Raw genomic sequence first — 14,895 nt, 5'->3', positions numbered from 1 at the left:
GCCTGCACCTCGGCAGGATGGACGCCAGAAACCTCGACAGGATCGCGCCCGCCAGCGTGCGCAAAGCTGGCCCGTTCGAGAGCGACTTTCGCTGCCGCATCGATGCGGTTTGGTCGAAATGGTTAGCCGTGCGTTTTCAAATGCAGCATCGGATGGTGTTCGTAGTGCCCGGCGCCATTCTTCACGATCGGGTCCTCCGAGGTGATCGCCTCTATGTCCAGATCATCGGCAATCCGGTAGAGCGACACCCCATAACCGCCAGCCGGGTCCATCACGGGGCCGTGCGCGACGATAAGCCTCTTTTCAAGCAGGTCATCCAGGAATGCTCCGTGCTCCTTCATCCACTCTTCCTCATCGGTGGTCATCGTTGCCAGAAAGTCGGAACGCGGCGGAATATATTTGCACAAATAGGACTTCATTCGTCGCTCCTCGGCGAAAGGAGGCTCGCCTGCCGGACTGGCCTGGCGATGCCGTGATTTTAGATCAATCGGCCACGCCCATCTGCTTGCGGAAGCTCTTGTCGAACATGTTTTCGGGCACGAAGCGCCGCATGAAGCGAAGACGGCCTGCCGTTTTGCCAGGCGTATAGCGCATGCTCGGCGTCTTTTCGGTGGCTGCCTGTACCACTTTGTCGGCCACGGCTTCCACCGGATCGCCGCTCGCGATTCTGTTGCGCCAGGTCGAATTCATGGCTGAGCGCCCCTGTTCGTAGACGCCGGAAATCCGGTCAGGCTGTTCGGCGTTCTCTTCCAGTCCGGTGCGGGTGAAGGCGGGCTCGACAAGGGAAACCCTGATGCCGAACGTTCGAAGTTCGTGATCGAGCGACTCGGAATATCCTTCGACTGCGTGTTTGGTGGCGGTGTAGAGGGCGGTGAATGGCCCCGGCAGGAAACCGGACACCGAACTGATGTTGATGATCCGGCCCTCGCCCTGTCTGCGCATGATGGGCAGCACTTCATTGGTCATGCGAACGATGCCGAAGACATTTATGTCGAACAGGCTTTGGGCTTGAGCGACCGATGATTCCTCGGCGCCGCCGATCAGGCTGCGGCCCGCATTGTTTACCAGTACGTCGATCCGGCCGGCGAGGGCGACAACTTGCTTGATGGCGTCTCTGACGGACCCATCATCGGTGACGTCGCAAGGGACCATGTGAATGCCCTGACGCACTTCGTTGGGCGCAGCTCGGCGGCTGGTGCCGAACACGCGATACCCCGCCCGGATGAGCGCAAGTCCGGCCGCATGCCCGATGCCACCCGAAGCGCCGGTGATCAGCGCGATCTTCTCGGCGCGCGACTGAACTTGTGTCATCTCAACTTTCCTGCCTAATGATTATGATCGTAATCATTAGGTGATAATGACCGCCATAATCATTGTCAAGCGCCTCCGCCACGTCTTATATGTCGATCATCATCAATAGGAGAGGATGCGGTCGTGAAGGTGAGCAAGGAGATGGTCGAGTTAAATCGAGAGCGGGTCATCGATACCGCCGCAAAGCTCTTCCGCGAACAAGGGATCGACGGGATCGGCATTGCCGATCTGATGAGCGCGGCCGGGCTTACCCACGGAGGCTTCTACCGACAATTCAAGTCGAAGGACGACCTCATCGTTCAGGCCATGCAGCGGGCCTTCAGTGACATGAGCGCCGATCTATCCGCCCGGCTCGCTTCGACCGATACTCCGTTTGAGACGCTCGTGCGCCACTACATCTCGGACCATCATCGCGACAATCCGGGGCACGGATGCAGCCTCACCGCACTGGCGGCCGATGCCGCCCGGCACGACGATCCAGCGCTTCGATCGTTCTTCGGAAGCATCGTCAGCAATTATGTCGCGTTGATCATTTCACTCCTGCCGGGAAGCGACCCGGCCGCGAAGCGGAGTGCCGCGATCGCATTCCTAGCGGAAATGGTCGGATCGGTGATCCTCTCCCGCGTCGTGCCCGATCCGACGCTTTCCGCTGAGATCATCGACACTGTCTCGAATGATCTCATAGGGCGCCACTCGCCACCGGCGCCGGTTTGAATGGTTGCTATTCGGCGGCCTTCGCCTCAGCGGCCCTATCTTCCCAGGTCACCGCCCTGTAGTCGAAACCAAATTCCAGCGTCGGTTTCACGATGCGGAAGAAGGGCGACAGGTCGAAGTCGCGCGGCGTGTAAAGCGAGTGGTGGCGGATGTGCAGGATTTCGCGGCGCGAATAGTTCGACTGCGCCGAGGCGCGGCCGGGCGCGCGGGTGATCTCGGGCAGGATCGGGTAGCGGATCTCGCCATAGGCTTCGGCGATCAGCGTCGAGCAAATGGCGCGCGTCGGATCGCCGGAACCGAAAGCCAGCATGCGGCGGCGCCAGCGCACCGGCACCGGCGGCGTCGGCAGGAAAAAGCGCAGCATGTCGAAAATGTTCTTGAGATCGTATTTCAGGCCGAGCTTGCCGATCATGAAGGCGACGACATGGTCGCGGTCTTCCGGGGTCAGCCCGCTCGCCCGGCAGATACGGGTGTTGTAGGTGCGGTAGCGCGACAGCGGCACGGCGACACAGCCTTCGCCGAGCGTCACTTCGATCAGCCGACGCCGTTCCGATCCGTCCTCCGGCTCGGACAAGGCATCGCCGATATAGAAGGCCGCATGCGACCAGGTCGACTGGGTCAGGTATTTGATCGCCGCCGAGATCTTCTGGTTGCCTTCGATGAGCAGGATGTCGCCGGGCTCGAGCGTGCGCCGCAACGTCTCGGCGTCGGACGGCGTGTAGGGCTCATAGCCCGAGGATTCGTCCTGCAGCCGGCCGGCAAGCCAGCGGCCAAGTCGGTCGAGAAGCGTGTCGCGCGGCGCGGTCATGGTAAAGTGTGACTAGCACGAGGTGACGTCCTCGGCCATGATCAACCGACCGGGACCTCTTTCGACAATACCGGGCCGGCGAGGTCGTCGCGCGCATTGCGCGCGAGTTTCTTTGTCGAGCGCTTGGGGCTGTCGCCGAACAGCTCGGCCGCTCCGGCGAGGCAGCTCTTCTTCAGGCTTTTTTCCGAGCGCTTCAAAAGCTTGCCAAGAAGCCTTGTGTCCTGCGCATCGCCGAGCGGCTCACCGTCGGCCTCGAGCAACACGCGCATGACGAAGACGTCGTGCAGTTCGCCGAGTTTTTCGCCAAGTTCATCAACTGCCTTGCGCCGCACCTTGATCGGCGTCGGCCACAGCCGGCCGAGCAGCGACAAATGCATCGAGTGGGTCTTGGCAGCCTTGCGCAGATCGTGGAAATCCTCTGCTTCGCCGCGCGATCCCGCCCGGTCCAGCGCCTTCCTGGCACGGCGCAAGGTCTTGCGAGCGCCTTCCGCAAGCACATCGGCTGCATGCTCAGGCAGATCGGGGAGCAGCAGCCGCTCTATCCTGATGAGGCCTTCCTCGCAGGCGGCGGTGGCCGCGCCTATGGCGGCGTCGAGGCCGGCGCCGGCATGCATTTCATGCTGGCGGGCAATCAGCCGGTCGCGCACGCTGTCGAGGCCGCCGCCGGCAACCTGCTCGGGAAAGGCGGCTGCCAGCCGGTCGACGGTCTCGACCAGAGCGGTCGCCTCGCGCGGCCCGGCAAGCAGCGCCGCCACCTGACGGTAGCATTGGTTCTCAGTCCGACAGAATGTTTCATTTCCGGAACGGACCAGCCGCAGCAAGGCGCGCGCGCTCTTCAGCCGCTTGCGGCATTTGTGCAATGCCTGCTCCGGCTGGTCGCGCGCGACGGCCAGATGGGCAAGCGCCTTGCCGATCTCCTCGCCAAGGATACGCCTGACCTCGCCGGTCAGCGACAGGCGCGGATCGATGCGAAAGCTCATGCGGCGATCTCCGGAATCCCCCTAGAGCATGATGCCGAAAAGTGTGAAGCGGTTTTCGGACGACATCATGCTCCATCTCTTTTGATTTAGAGCCGGATTCCGATTTTAGGTCGACCCGACCTAAAATCATCCGGCTCTAGGGCGAGCGACGCGTTGTAAAATCTCTGCTCGCCGGTCACTTCGCGGCCGAGCCAATCAGGCAGCATTTCGTCAGGTACATCCTCCGGCGTCTCCAGTTCGGCCACCACAAGGCCGGCTAGAATCCCGCCGAAAACATCGACTTCGTAGAGATAGCCGCGATGCCTAACATGGTGGCGTGTCTTCTCGATGACATGTCCGATGGCGAAGGCCAGCATCTCCTCTGCGTCCGCCAGTGGAATTTCATATTCGTATTCGTCACGCTCGCGGATCTTGCTGCCGAATTTAAGCGTCAGCTTCGCCGAACTGCCGTCGCTGATGCGCACGCGCACGGTGCGGCCGGGTGTTGCGGCAAGATAGAACTGGCGAATGCGTATATTCGCCTCGGCCATTTCCAGCCATTCGGCGCTGGAGACCAGGAACTTGCGTTCGACTTCCTTGCCCATGGCCGCCCACTAAAGCGTCTGCGGCCCGACATGGCAAGCCGCCGCGGATAATCAATTTGACTTTAATCAATCGATTGATTAAGTGCCCAGCATGATCAAAACCGTAGCCGATAAAACGCCCCGCCAGGAGACATCCCCCGCAGAGCAGACGCGCGCCGCACTCGTGCTTTCGGCGCTCAAGCTGTTCGGACGGCAAGGGTTCGACGGCACGTCGACGCGTGAGATCGCCGCCGAGGCCAAGGCCAACATCGGCTCGATCGCCTATCATTTCGGCGGCAAGGAAGGGTTGCGCGCGGCCGCCGCCGACCACATCGTCGAAACCATCCAGTCGGTTGCCGGCCAGGCGCTCGGCGGCACGCAATTGCCGGGTCAAGCCGGCCCGGAGGCGGCGAGGGCACAATTGTTCGCCGCGCTGGAAGCGATGGTGGCGTTTATCGTAGCCAGACCGGAAGCTGGCGATATCGTACAATTTGTACTTAGGGAATTGACGCATCCGACCGCCGCACTCGACCGCATCTATGACGGGGTGTTCGAACCGACGCATCGCCGCCTCTGCCAGATCTGGGAACAGGCGACGGGCGAGCCGGCCGAAAGCGAGGCCACCAAGCTCGTGGTCTTCACGCTGATCGGCCAGGTCATCTATTTCCGCATCGGTCGCGAAGCAGTGATGCGTCGTATGGGCTGGCGCGAGATCGGCAACACCGAGGCCGCCAAGGTGGTGGCGGCGGTGACAGGCAATCTTGGCGCCATACTGGCGGCCCGCAATCCGGTCGCCCGCAAGGAGGGCAAGCGATGAGTTTTCTCTGTTCCCTGCCTCTCGCGGCCAAGCTGTTCGGCGCCTGCGCGCCGGCAGCGCCGCTTGCCGTCGGCTATGTCGAGGGCGACTATGTCTTGCTGGCTCCGATCGAGGTGGCGCAGGTCGAGACCGTCGCGGTCAAGCGCGGCGACCGTGTTGTATCAGGCACGCCGGTGGTGACTCTCGAAAGCGCCGACGCAAAAATCGCCGTCGCCCAGGCAGGGGCCGCGCTCGCCCAGGCGCAGGCGCAGCTTGCCGACCTGCAGATCGGCAAGCGGCCGGAGGAGATCGCGGTGCTGAAGGCCGAGGTCGACATGGCCAAGGCCCAGGCCACGGATGCCAAGCGCAAATACGACCGCGCCGCCGACCTGTTCAAGCGTGGCGCCGGCACGCAGGCCGACTACGACACCGCCGCCGCGACGCTGGAGACCGCCAATGCGCAGGTCGGCCAGGCGCAGGCCAACCTTGCCGTCGGCGGTCTGCCTGCGCGTCCCGAAACGATCAAGGCGGCAGACAATCAGGTCAAACAGGCGCAGTCGGCGTTGAAGCAGTCTGAGTGGCGGCTGTCGAAGCGCGTGCTGGCGGCACCCTCGCCCGGCCGCATCAATGACGTCATCCGCAATCCCGGCGACACCGCCGGTCCGACCGCGCCTGTCATTTCGATGTTGCCGGACGGTGCGGTAAAGCTCAGCGTCTATGTCCCGGAAAGTGCGTTCTCGTCGATCAAGGTCGGCACGCTGCTTGTCGTCCATTGCGACGGCTGCGGGCCGGAGGTGAAGGCGCGCGTCAGCTATGTCTCGCCCGACCCGGAATTCACCCCGCCGGTGATCTACTCGCTCGAGAACCGGCAGAAGCTGGTCTACCTCGTCGAGGCGCGGCCTGAGGGCAAGGCGCAAGCGCTGCAGCCGGGACAGATCGTCGATGTCGAGCTGGCGGCCTCCGCAAAATGAACGCCATCGACGTTCATGGGCTGGTCAAGCGCTTCGGCGACAAGACTGTCGTCGACCATGTGACGATGACGGTGGCCGAGGGCGAGATCGTCGGCTTTCTCGGGCCCAACGGGTCCGGCAAGACGACGACCATCCGCATCATGTGCGGCCTGCTGACGCCCGACGAGGGCGAAGGTACGGTTCTGGGTTTCAACATCCGCACCGAGTCGCTCCGCATCAAGCGCGAAGTCGGCTACATGACGCAGAAATTCTCGTTCTACGAGGATTTGACGATCGGCGAGAATCTCGAATTCGTGGCGCGGCTCTACCGACTGAAGCCGGTCGAGGAGCATGTGTCGAAAACGCTGGAAGAGCTTGGCCTCACGAGCCGCCGCAACCAGCTCGCCGGCACGCTGTCGGGCGGCTGGAAGCAGCGGCTGGCACTGGCCGCCTGCATCATGCACAAGCCGAAGCTGCTGCTGCTCGACGAGCCGACCGCCGGCGTCGATCCGAAGGCGCGGCGCGAATTCTGGGACGAGATCCACCGGCTGGCGAGCGGCGGTCTGACCGTGCTGGTGTCCACCCACTACATGGACGAGGCCGAGCGCTGCCACCGCATCAGCTACATCTCCTACGGCAAGATGCTGGCCACCGGCACGGTGGACGAGGTGGTGACGAATGCCGGTCTGACCACCTTCGTGCTGCAGGGACCGCGCCTCGACCAGGTCGCCGATGCACTCAGGGACCGGCCCGGCGTCGACCAGGTGGCGCCGTTCGGCGCGACGCTGCATGTCGTCGGCTCCGACAAGGCAAAGCTCGAAAAGGCGCTCGCCGATGTCGAGAAGGAGCACAAGGGCGTCAGCGTAAAACCCGGCGAGACCAGCCTCGAGGACGTCTTCATCCAGTTCATGTCCGGCTCGAAGGACAATATGGCATGAACAGCGTCTTCTCCTTCGCCAGGCTCGGTGCGCTGCTGATCAAGGAATTCATCCAGATGCGGCGCGACCGCATCACCTTCGCCATGATGCTGGGCGTGCCGCTTTTGCAGCTGGTGCTGTTCGGCTACGCCATCAACAACGATCCCAAAAGCCTGCCTGCCGCACTGGTGGCGACCAGCAATGACCCCTACACCCGCGCCATTGTCGCGGCCCTGCAGACGACCGGCTACTACCGCTTCGACCATGTTGCGCAAAGTGCCGAGGCTGCCGAATTCCTGATGGCGCGCGGCGATGTCGCCTTCGTCGTCACCATCCCGGCCGATTTCGGCCGCCGGGTGGAGCGCGGCGACAATCCGCAGATACTCATCGAGGCCGACGCCACCGACCCGGCCGCCGCCAGCGGCGCCATCTCGACGCTAAGCAAAGTGGCCAGCCAGGCGCTGCTTCGGGCGCAAGGCATGCAGGAGGCGGCGAGTGAGGCCGCCAGGGGCCAGCTCGATGTGGTGGTGCACCAGCGCTACAATCCGGAAGGCATCTCGCAATACAACATCGTGCCCGGCCTGCTCGGCGTCATCCTGCAGATGACCCTGGTGATGATGACCTCGATCGCACTGACCCGCGAGACCGAGCGCGGCACGATGGAAAACCTGCTCGCCATGCCGTCCAGCCCGTTCGAGATCATGCTGGGCAAGGTGCTGCCCTATCTTGTGGTCGGTGGCGTCCAGGTGGTGGTGGTGCTGGCGGCGTCGAAGCTCTTGTTCGCCATCCCCTTCACCGGTTCCATGTCGCTGCTGCTTACAGCCGTATTGGTGTTCGTGCTGGCGCTGGTGCTGCTTGGCTACACCATCTCGACCATCGCCCGCACGCAGATGCAGGCGCTGCAGCTGACCTTCTTCTTCTTCCTGCCGTCGATCCTGCTGTCCGGCTTCATGTTCCCCTATCGCGGCATGCCGGGCTGGGCGCAGACCTTCGGCGACATTTTCCCGCTGACGCATTTTCTGCGCATCACCCGCGCGGTGATGCTGAAGGGCGCCGAACTGCCGGCGGTTGCGGGCGAGATCGCCTGGCTGGTCGGGTTCGTGGCCTTGTTTGCCGGCGTCGCATTGGTGCGGTTCAGGCGCACGCTCGACTGAGCGTTCAGGAATTGAGCGATCGCGGACCGCTGACGAACGGGCTGCCCCTGACATAGAACCGCAGCGGGCGGTCCGCATCCTTCGTGATGCCGATGCGGATGCCTTGGCCGATGTCGCTGGCCTGATGCTCGTCGGCTGCCAGCCATAGCGGGCCTTGGCGGCACAGATCGAGGCCGTCCAGCGAACGGTCGATCCGCAATGCCTGGGCGAGCCGCCCCGGCCCGCGCGCCAGGTCGCGCAGGCGCTCCACGCCCCGGTTCAGCCGCATGATGGCGATGCCTTCGAGCGGCTCCAGCGCCCGGATCAGCACGCCGGTGCCGGTGCCCGGCCCCTCGCTCGAGACATTGAGCATCCAGGAGACCCCATAGGCGAGGTAGACGTAGGCGTGTCCGGGCCCGAGGAACAGCGAACGGTTGCGCGGCGTCATGCCGCGATAGCCGTGCCCGGCGGCGTCGCCGGTGACATAGGCCTCGGTCTCGACGATACGGCCGCTGACGATGCCTTCCGGCAGCTCCCGCACCACGAGCTTGCCGATGAGATAGCGGGCGAGATCGGCCGTATCATCAGGCAGTTCGGCACGATCGAGCGGATGGTGGCCGGTCATGCTACCGCCGCCGTGTTTCAAGGTATCCGTTCGACCCATTGCGCGCGACTGCCCCGGCTCGAACGGATCGCCGAAATACTGGGTCTCGCGAACCACTTTGCCATCGACGAACTCCATGATGCTCACCGTATAGGACGGAATCCCGTCATAGGTCAGGACATATTCGGTGATCCAGAGGTCGCCTGACCCGGTGATCCGCCGCACGGCAAAGCGCTTCCGGTTGGGCTGCGTGGCGCGCGACGACTGGATGTTGTGCCGTCCGCTGATGCGCTCGCCTGATTGCGGATAATCGAGCACCGCGTCCTCGCGATAGATCTGATGCTCCGTCTCGAGATCATTGGCATCGGAGGCAGCCCAATGGCGATCGAGAGCCGCCCTTATCTCAGCGTCTGCCATATCGGTTCTCAGGCCGCGGCCATGATCTCGGCATAGGTGGTGAAATCGACATTGCCGCCTGACAGCACGACGGCGACGCATTTGCCCGACAGTTCGATCTCGCCTGACGAGAGCGCCGCCAGCGCCACGCAGCCGCCGGGTTCGACCACCAGCTTGAGATAGGCCATGGCGTCGCGCACCGCCTGTGCGGCCGCCTTGTCGGAGACGGCGATGGCGCCGGCGAGGTTCTTGCGGTTGATCTCGAAGGTGATGGCACCGGGCTCTGCGGTGAGGATGGCATCGCAGATCGAACTGTGGCCGGGCTCGTTGGAAACCCTTTTTCCCTCGATCAGCGAGCGGCGGGTGTCGTCGAAATGCTCGGGCTCAACGGCCCAGACTGCCGTGGCCGGCGAGGCATCCTTGACGGCGATCGAAATGCCGCTCGTCAGGCCGCCGCCTCCACAGGGAATGACGACCGCGTCGAGGCTGACGCCGAGCGCTTTTGCCTGGCGCATCAGTTCGAGACCGATCGTGCCCTGGCCGGCGATGATGGCCGGATCGTCGAAAGGAGGCACCAGCACCATGCCCTTGTCCATGTAGGGTCGCACCACCGTCATGCGGTCGTCGCGAAAGCGGTCGAACGGCACCACTTCGGCGCCCATCTTGCGGACATTGGCGATCTTCATCGCCGGCGCGTCGGCCGGCATGGCAATGACCGCCTTGACGCCGAACATGGCAGCCGCCGCGGCGACGCCCTGAGCATGGTTGCCGGAGGAGAAGGCGACGACGCCGCGGCTGCGCTCTTCTTCGCTCAGCGAAGACAGTTTGTTGTAGGCGCCGCGGAACTTGAACGAGCCGGTGCGCTGCAGCGTCTCCGGCTTGAACAGGATGCGGCCGCCGAAGCGCTTGTTGAGTTCCAGCGATTCGATCAAGGTCGTTTCGGCGATCAGGCCGGAGAGCCGCGCGGCGGCGGCATGGATGTCGGCGATGCCGGGAAGCGTGGTCATGGCGAAGTCCTGAAAGCGATGAGTTCGGAGCATGGTGCACGCAAAGGCAGGCCACGCACCAATGAAAAAATGTGACCGTTACAAAGTTTGACGGGCATGAGCGGCGACGAGGTCAAACTGGCCCACCTCTCCCGCCTTTATCCGCCGGGCCGTATCGGCTAAGGGCGGGGAGCAGAATTCCGGACCGCCAGAAATGACCGCCAAGCCAAAACCCCTGTTCCTCGGTATTGACACCGGTGGCACCTATACCGATGCCGTGCTGTGGTCGGAACAAGGCGGGCCAAAAGGCAAGGTGCTGGCCAAGGCCAAGGCGCTGACGACGCGGCACGATCTTGCCGTCGGCATTTCCGGCGCGGTCGATGCGGTGCTGGATAAATCGGCCACTGATCCGGCCGCCATCAAACTCGTGTCGATGTCGACGACGCTCGCCACCAATGCGCTGGTCGAGGGCCAGGGTGGGCGTGTGGCGCTCATCATGATCGGCTTTACCGGGGCCGACCTTGCGCGCGACGGGCTGAAGACCGCGCTCGGCACCGATCCGGTGGTGTTTTGTCCGGGCGGCCATGACGTGCACGGCAATGCGGCCAAGCTCGATCTGTCGGATCTGGAAGCGGCGATCCCTGAACTCGGCGCCTCGGTGTCGGGCTTTGCCGTCTGCGCCTATTTCGCCACCCGCAACCCGGCGCATGAACTCGCCGCGCGCGACTTCATCCGCGAAAAGACCGGCCTGCCGGTCACCGCCAGCCACGAATTGTCGGCCAAGCTCGGCGGCCCGCGCCGCGCGCTCACCACCTTGCTCAACGCCAGGCTGATCTCGATGATCGACCGGCTGGTGGCGGCAACCGAAGGATTTTTGGAGGCCCGCAACATCGTAGCCCCCCTGATGGTGGTGCGCGGCGATGGCGCGCTGGTTTCGGCGGCGTTTGCCCGCCAGCGGCCGATCGAGACCATCCTGTCCGGCCCGGCCGCCAGCCTGGTCGGCGCCCGCCACATGACGGGCCTGGACAACGCCATGGTGTCCGACATTGGCGGCACCACCACCGATGTCGCCGTGCTCGACGGCGGCCGTCCTCGGCTCGATCCCGAAGGCGCCACTGTCGGCGGCTTCCGCACCATGGTCGAGGCGGTCGCCATGCGCACTTTCGGCCTCGGCGGCGATTCCGAGGTGGCACTGGAAGATGGCGCGCTCAACCCGAAAATCCTGCTCGGGCCGCGCCGCCTGGTGCCGCTGGCGCTGGCCGGCATGATGCATGGTGTTTCCGTGACATCGGAGCTCGAGCGCCAGCTCAGGGCGCCCAACCCCGGCCGCATGGATGGCCGCTTCGCGCTGCGCACCGGCGTGCCGGACCGGCTCGCCGCCGGCCTGACCGCGCCCGAGGCAAAGCTCTACGAGCAGATCGGCGCTGTGCCGCTCGCCATCGATAGGCTGCTGACCTCGAACGCCCAGAACGCGACGCTAAACCGGCTGGTGTCGCGCGGGCTGGTGCATATCTCGGGCTTCACCCCCTCGGATGCCGCCCATGTGCTGGGCAAGCAGGCCAACTGGGACCCGCTTGCGGCCCGGCTCGGGGCCGAACTGTTTGCCCGCAAGCGTGATGGGCGAGGCCAGTACATCGCGCCGTCTCCGGAGGTGATTTCCGAACGCGTGCTGCTGACGCTCACGCGCTGGTCGGCCGAATACATTCTGGAGACAGCCTTTGCCGAGGATGGGCTGGATGGTGCAGCCACCGTCGCGCACGCGCTGGTGCAGCGCGCCGTCGATTCCCATCCCGGCATCGCAAGGCTCAGCGTCGCGCTCGATCGTCCGGTCATTGGCCTCGGCGCCTCGGCGCCGCTGCACTATGCCGGCTTGGCCGAGCTGGTCGGTAATGAGTGCGTGGTGCCGGAGGATACCGACGTCGCCAACGCGCTCGGCGCCGTCGTCGGCCAGGTCCGCGTCTCGGCCGAAGCCCGCGTCAGCCAGCCCAAGGAAGGTTTGTTCCGGGTCGCGTCGGGGCAAACGGTGCGCGACTTCACGGACGAGGCCAAGGCGATCGCGGCAGCGGAGGCTGATGTGCGGGCGATCGTAGCCGAGCGGGCGAAGGATGCCGGCACGGATAATGCCGAGATCGACGTTTCGACCGAGTTCAAGGTGTCTACCGTTGAGGCCCAACGGATGTTTATCGAAGCGCATGTGGTGGCGGTTGCATCGGGTCGGCCGAGGATTGCGGTTTAGGTAATCTCCCCCCTTGGGGTCCCCTTGGGGAGAGATCAGCAGCTTCAAATTCCCCGCCTTCACCCTAAGCTGAATTGACCCTTCACCCCTGACATGCCAAAGGCCGCAAAGCCTTTCATCTGGAGAAGCCCTGATGACCGATCGCGTCGAGATCGCCGGATTGCGGATTGCCCGCGAACTGCATGACTTTGTCGGCGAAGCGCTGCCGGGTACCGGCATTGCCGCCGACGCCTTCTGGAACGGCTTTTCGGCTATCGTCCATGATCTCGCGCCGAAGAACCGGGCGTTGTTGGCCAAACGCGACGCCATGCAGGAACAGATCGACGCCTGGCACCGCGCCAATGGCGCGCCCATCGATATGGAGACCTACAAAAGCTTCTTGCGTGAGATCGGCTATCTCGTGCCCGAAGGGCCGGCCTTTTCCGTGTCGACCGACAATGTCGACCCCGAGATCGCCACCGTTGCCGGGCCGCAGCTGGTGGTGCCGGTGATGAATGCGCGTTATGCGATCAACGCCGCCAATGCCCGCTGGGGCTCGCTCTACGATGCGCTCTACGGCACCGACGCCATTGCCGAGACCGGTGGCGCCGAGAAGGGTAAAAGCTTCAACCCCGTGCGCGGCGCCAAGGTGGTTGCCTGGGCGAAGAGTTTTCTGGACGAGTCCGTGCCGCTCACCTCGGGCAAATGGGCCGGCGTGAACGGGCTGACGGTTTCGGGTGGCACCTTGCGGCTCGGCGCCGGCGCCGGCGGCACCACACTGGCCAACCCGAAACAATTTGCCGGCTACCGCGGCGACGGCGCCAACCCGGAAGCCATCCTGCTGGTCCAGAACGGCCTGCACATCGAGATCCTCATCGACCGCACCAACCAGATCGGCCGCACCGACCCGGCCGGCATTGCCGACGTGATCCTGGAATCGGCGCTGACCACCATCCAGGACTGCGAGGATTCGGTCGCGGCGGTGGATGCCGAGGACAAGGTCATCGTCTACCGCAACTGGCTCGGCCTGATGAAGGGCGATCTGGCGGAGGAAATCAGCAAGGGCGGCAAAACCTTCACGCGCAAGCTCAATCCGGACCGCGCCTGGACCGCGCCCAGTGGTGGCGCGCTGAGCTTGCCTGGCCGCTCGCTGATGCTGGTGCGAAACGTCGGTCACCTCATGACCAATCCGGCCATCCTCGACCGCGATGGCAACGAGGTGCCGGAAGGCATCTTGGATGCGGCGATGACGGCGCTGATCGCGCTGCACGATGTCGGCGCCAACGGGCGTCGGATGAATTCCCGCGCGGGCTCGATGTATGTGGTGAAGCCGAAGATGCATGGGCCGGAGGAAGTCGCCTTCGCAGTCGAGATTTTCGACCGCGTCGAAGCGCTGCTCGGTATGGCGGCAAACACCATCAAGATGGGCATCATGGACGAGGAGCGGCGCACCACCGTCAACCTCAAGGAGGCGATCCGCGCCGCCAAGGAACGCGTCGTGTTCATCAACACCGGCTTCCTCGACCGCACCGGCGACGAGATCCACACCTCGATGGAAGCCGGGCCGATGATCCGCAAGGGCGACATGAAGCAGGCCGCCTGGATCTCCGCCTACGAGGCGTGGAATGTCGACGCCGGGCTCGAATGCGGGCTGGCCGGCCATGCCCAGATCGGCAAGGGCATGTGGGCGATGCCCGATCTGATGGCGGCGATGCTGGAACAGAAGATCGCGCATCCCAAGGCCGGCGCCAACACCGCCTGGGTGCCGTCGCCGACGGCGGCGACGTTGCACGCCACGCACTATCACAAGGTCGATGTCCATGCCGTCCAGGCGGCGCTGAAGAGCCGGCCGAAGGCGAAGCTCGATGATATATTGTCGGTGCCGGTGGCGGTGCGGCCGAACTGGACCCCCGACGAGATCCAGCGCGAGCTCGACAACAATGCGCAAGGCATTCTGGGCTATGTCGTGCGCTGGATCGACCAGGGCGTCGGCTGCTCGAAAGTGCCCGACATCAACGATGTCGGCCTGATGGAAGACCGCGCCACGCTGCGCATCTCCTCGCAGCACATCGCCAACTGGCTGCACCACAAGGTTTGCTCCGAAATTCAGGTGATGGATTCGCTGCGGCGCATGGCAGCGATCGTCGACCTCCAAAATGTCGGCGACCCGCTCTACCGCCCGATGGCCACCGACTTCGACGCTTCAATCGCCTTCCAGGCCGCCTGCGACCTGGTGTTTAGAGGCCGCGAACAGCCGAATGGCTATACGGAACCGGTGCTGCACACACGGCGGCTGGAGCTGAAGGCGAAAGAGCGGGCGAATTAGCGCCTGCGTTTCCCTCCCCCTTGAGGGGAGGGTGGCCCGAAGGGCCGGGTGGGGTCCTGCGTGAAGTGCGGCGACTCCCTTCGGACGACACTACAAGCAATGTCATTGCAGAGGCCCTTTCTCGGCTCGGCTCCAAAAAGATCGACCATTCTTCGGCGACCCCCACCCTGCCGCTTCGGGGCCACCTTCCCCTCAA

General features: G+C 64.2%; 14 protein-coding genes and 1 pseudogene. 7 read left to right on the top strand and 8 right to left on the bottom strand.

Annotated features, from left to right (window positions below):
- Positions 1-122: 122 nt before the first annotated feature.
- Together ACYG9R_RS10750 and ACYG9R_RS10745 are read right to left on the bottom strand one after the other, a co-directional pair.
- Positions 123-419 (bottom strand): YciI family protein, encoded by a 297-nt coding sequence (locus ACYG9R_RS10750; protein WP_023673281.1) that lies wholly within the window; start codon positions 417-419, stop codon positions 123-125.
- A gap of 64 nt (positions 420-483) precedes the next feature.
- A complete protein-coding gene (locus ACYG9R_RS10745) occupies positions 484-1,311 on the bottom strand; it encodes an oxidoreductase (protein WP_023673282.1) in 828 nt (275 codons plus the stop codon).
- A gap of 123 nt (positions 1,312-1,434) precedes the next feature.
- Here ACYG9R_RS10745 and ACYG9R_RS10740 point away from each other — a divergent pair, with 123 nt between their 5' ends.
- Positions 1,435-2,025, top strand: coding sequence for a TetR/AcrR family transcriptional regulator (locus ACYG9R_RS10740; RefSeq protein WP_023732785.1), 591 nt, complete (start codon positions 1,435-1,437; stop codon positions 2,023-2,025).
- A gap of 7 nt (positions 2,026-2,032) precedes the next feature.
- Here the strand turns inward: ACYG9R_RS10740 and ACYG9R_RS10735 are convergent, their stop codons facing one another.
- The 3 genes from ACYG9R_RS10735 to ACYG9R_RS10725 form a co-directional block, all read right to left on the bottom strand.
- Positions 2,033-2,833: a C40 family peptidase gene (locus ACYG9R_RS10735; protein WP_023755335.1), complete on the bottom strand. Its 801-nt coding sequence runs from the start codon at positions 2,831-2,833 to the stop codon at positions 2,033-2,035.
- 41 nt (positions 2,834-2,874) lie between these two features.
- The gene (locus ACYG9R_RS10730) at positions 2,875-3,813 is read right to left on the bottom strand and encodes a CHAD domain-containing protein (protein ID WP_023824038.1); all 939 of its coding nucleotides are present in this window, start codon (positions 3,811-3,813) and stop codon (positions 2,875-2,877) included.
- Positions 3,814-3,899: 86 nt separating this feature from the next.
- Positions 3,900-4,397, bottom strand: coding sequence for a CYTH domain-containing protein (locus ACYG9R_RS10725; protein ID WP_023728787.1), 498 nt, complete (start codon positions 4,395-4,397; stop codon positions 3,900-3,902).
- Between the two features lie 91 nt (positions 4,398-4,488).
- Between ACYG9R_RS10725 and ACYG9R_RS10720 the strand changes: the two genes are divergently transcribed.
- From ACYG9R_RS10720 to ACYG9R_RS10705, 4 genes are read left to right on the top strand one after another with little or no spacing between them, the layout of a single operon-like run.
- A complete protein-coding gene (locus tag ACYG9R_RS10720) occupies positions 4,489-5,193 on the top strand; it encodes a CerR family C-terminal domain-containing protein (protein ID WP_023728788.1) in 705 nt (234 codons plus the stop codon).
- Positions 5,190-6,143, top strand: a complete 954-nt coding sequence (locus ACYG9R_RS10715) for an HlyD family secretion protein (protein ID WP_023824037.1) — start codon at positions 5,190-5,192, stop codon at positions 6,141-6,143. Before ACYG9R_RS10720 ends, ACYG9R_RS10715 begins: the two co-directional genes overlap by 4 nt.
- Positions 6,140-7,060, top strand: a complete 921-nt coding sequence (locus tag ACYG9R_RS10710) for an ABC transporter ATP-binding protein (protein WP_023673289.1) — start codon at positions 6,140-6,142, stop codon at positions 7,058-7,060. The genes ACYG9R_RS10715 and ACYG9R_RS10710 overlap by 4 nt, the downstream gene beginning before the upstream one ends.
- Positions 7,057-8,193: an ABC transporter permease gene (locus ACYG9R_RS10705; protein ID WP_023824036.1), complete on the top strand. Its 1,137-nt coding sequence runs from the start codon at positions 7,057-7,059 to the stop codon at positions 8,191-8,193. The genes ACYG9R_RS10710 and ACYG9R_RS10705 overlap by 4 nt, the downstream gene beginning before the upstream one ends.
- 4 nt (positions 8,194-8,197) lie before the next feature.
- On the opposite strand, the gene ACYG9R_RS10700 is transcribed toward ACYG9R_RS10705, so the two are convergent.
- The 3 genes and pseudogenes from ACYG9R_RS10700 to ACYG9R_RS10690 form a co-directional block, all read right to left on the bottom strand.
- Positions 8,198-8,797, bottom strand: coding sequence for a DNA-3-methyladenine glycosylase (locus tag ACYG9R_RS10700; protein ID WP_023748245.1), 600 nt, complete (start codon positions 8,795-8,797; stop codon positions 8,198-8,200).
- Between the two features lie 147 nt (positions 8,798-8,944).
- A pseudogene (locus ACYG9R_RS10695) lies at positions 8,945-9,193 on the bottom strand (nuclear transport factor 2 family protein); the annotation flags it as partial.
- A gap of 8 nt (positions 9,194-9,201) precedes the next feature.
- On the bottom strand, positions 9,202-10,179 hold the full coding sequence (locus tag ACYG9R_RS10690; protein WP_023824035.1) for a threonine ammonia-lyase: 978 nt from the start codon (positions 10,177-10,179) through the stop codon (positions 9,202-9,204).
- Positions 10,180-10,372: 193 nt separating this feature from the next.
- Between ACYG9R_RS10690 and ACYG9R_RS10685 the strand changes: the two genes are divergently transcribed.
- Together ACYG9R_RS10685 and ACYG9R_RS10680 are read left to right on the top strand one after the other, a co-directional pair.
- Positions 10,373-12,394 carry a hydantoinase/oxoprolinase N-terminal domain-containing protein gene (locus tag ACYG9R_RS10685; protein WP_023824034.1) on the top strand — a complete coding sequence of 674 codons (2,022 nt, stop codon included), beginning with the start codon at positions 10,373-10,375 and terminating at the stop codon, positions 12,392-12,394.
- A gap of 133 nt (positions 12,395-12,527) precedes the next feature.
- Positions 12,528-14,699: a malate synthase G gene (locus ACYG9R_RS10680; protein WP_023824033.1), complete on the top strand. Its 2,172-nt coding sequence runs from the start codon at positions 12,528-12,530 to the stop codon at positions 14,697-14,699.
- Positions 14,700-14,895: the final 196 nt, after the last annotated feature.

This window comes from Mesorhizobium sp. RSR565B (assembly GCF_054719465.1).
Note: the sequence above shows the minus strand (reverse complement) of the source record. Positions and strands in the feature narration are given on the sequence as shown.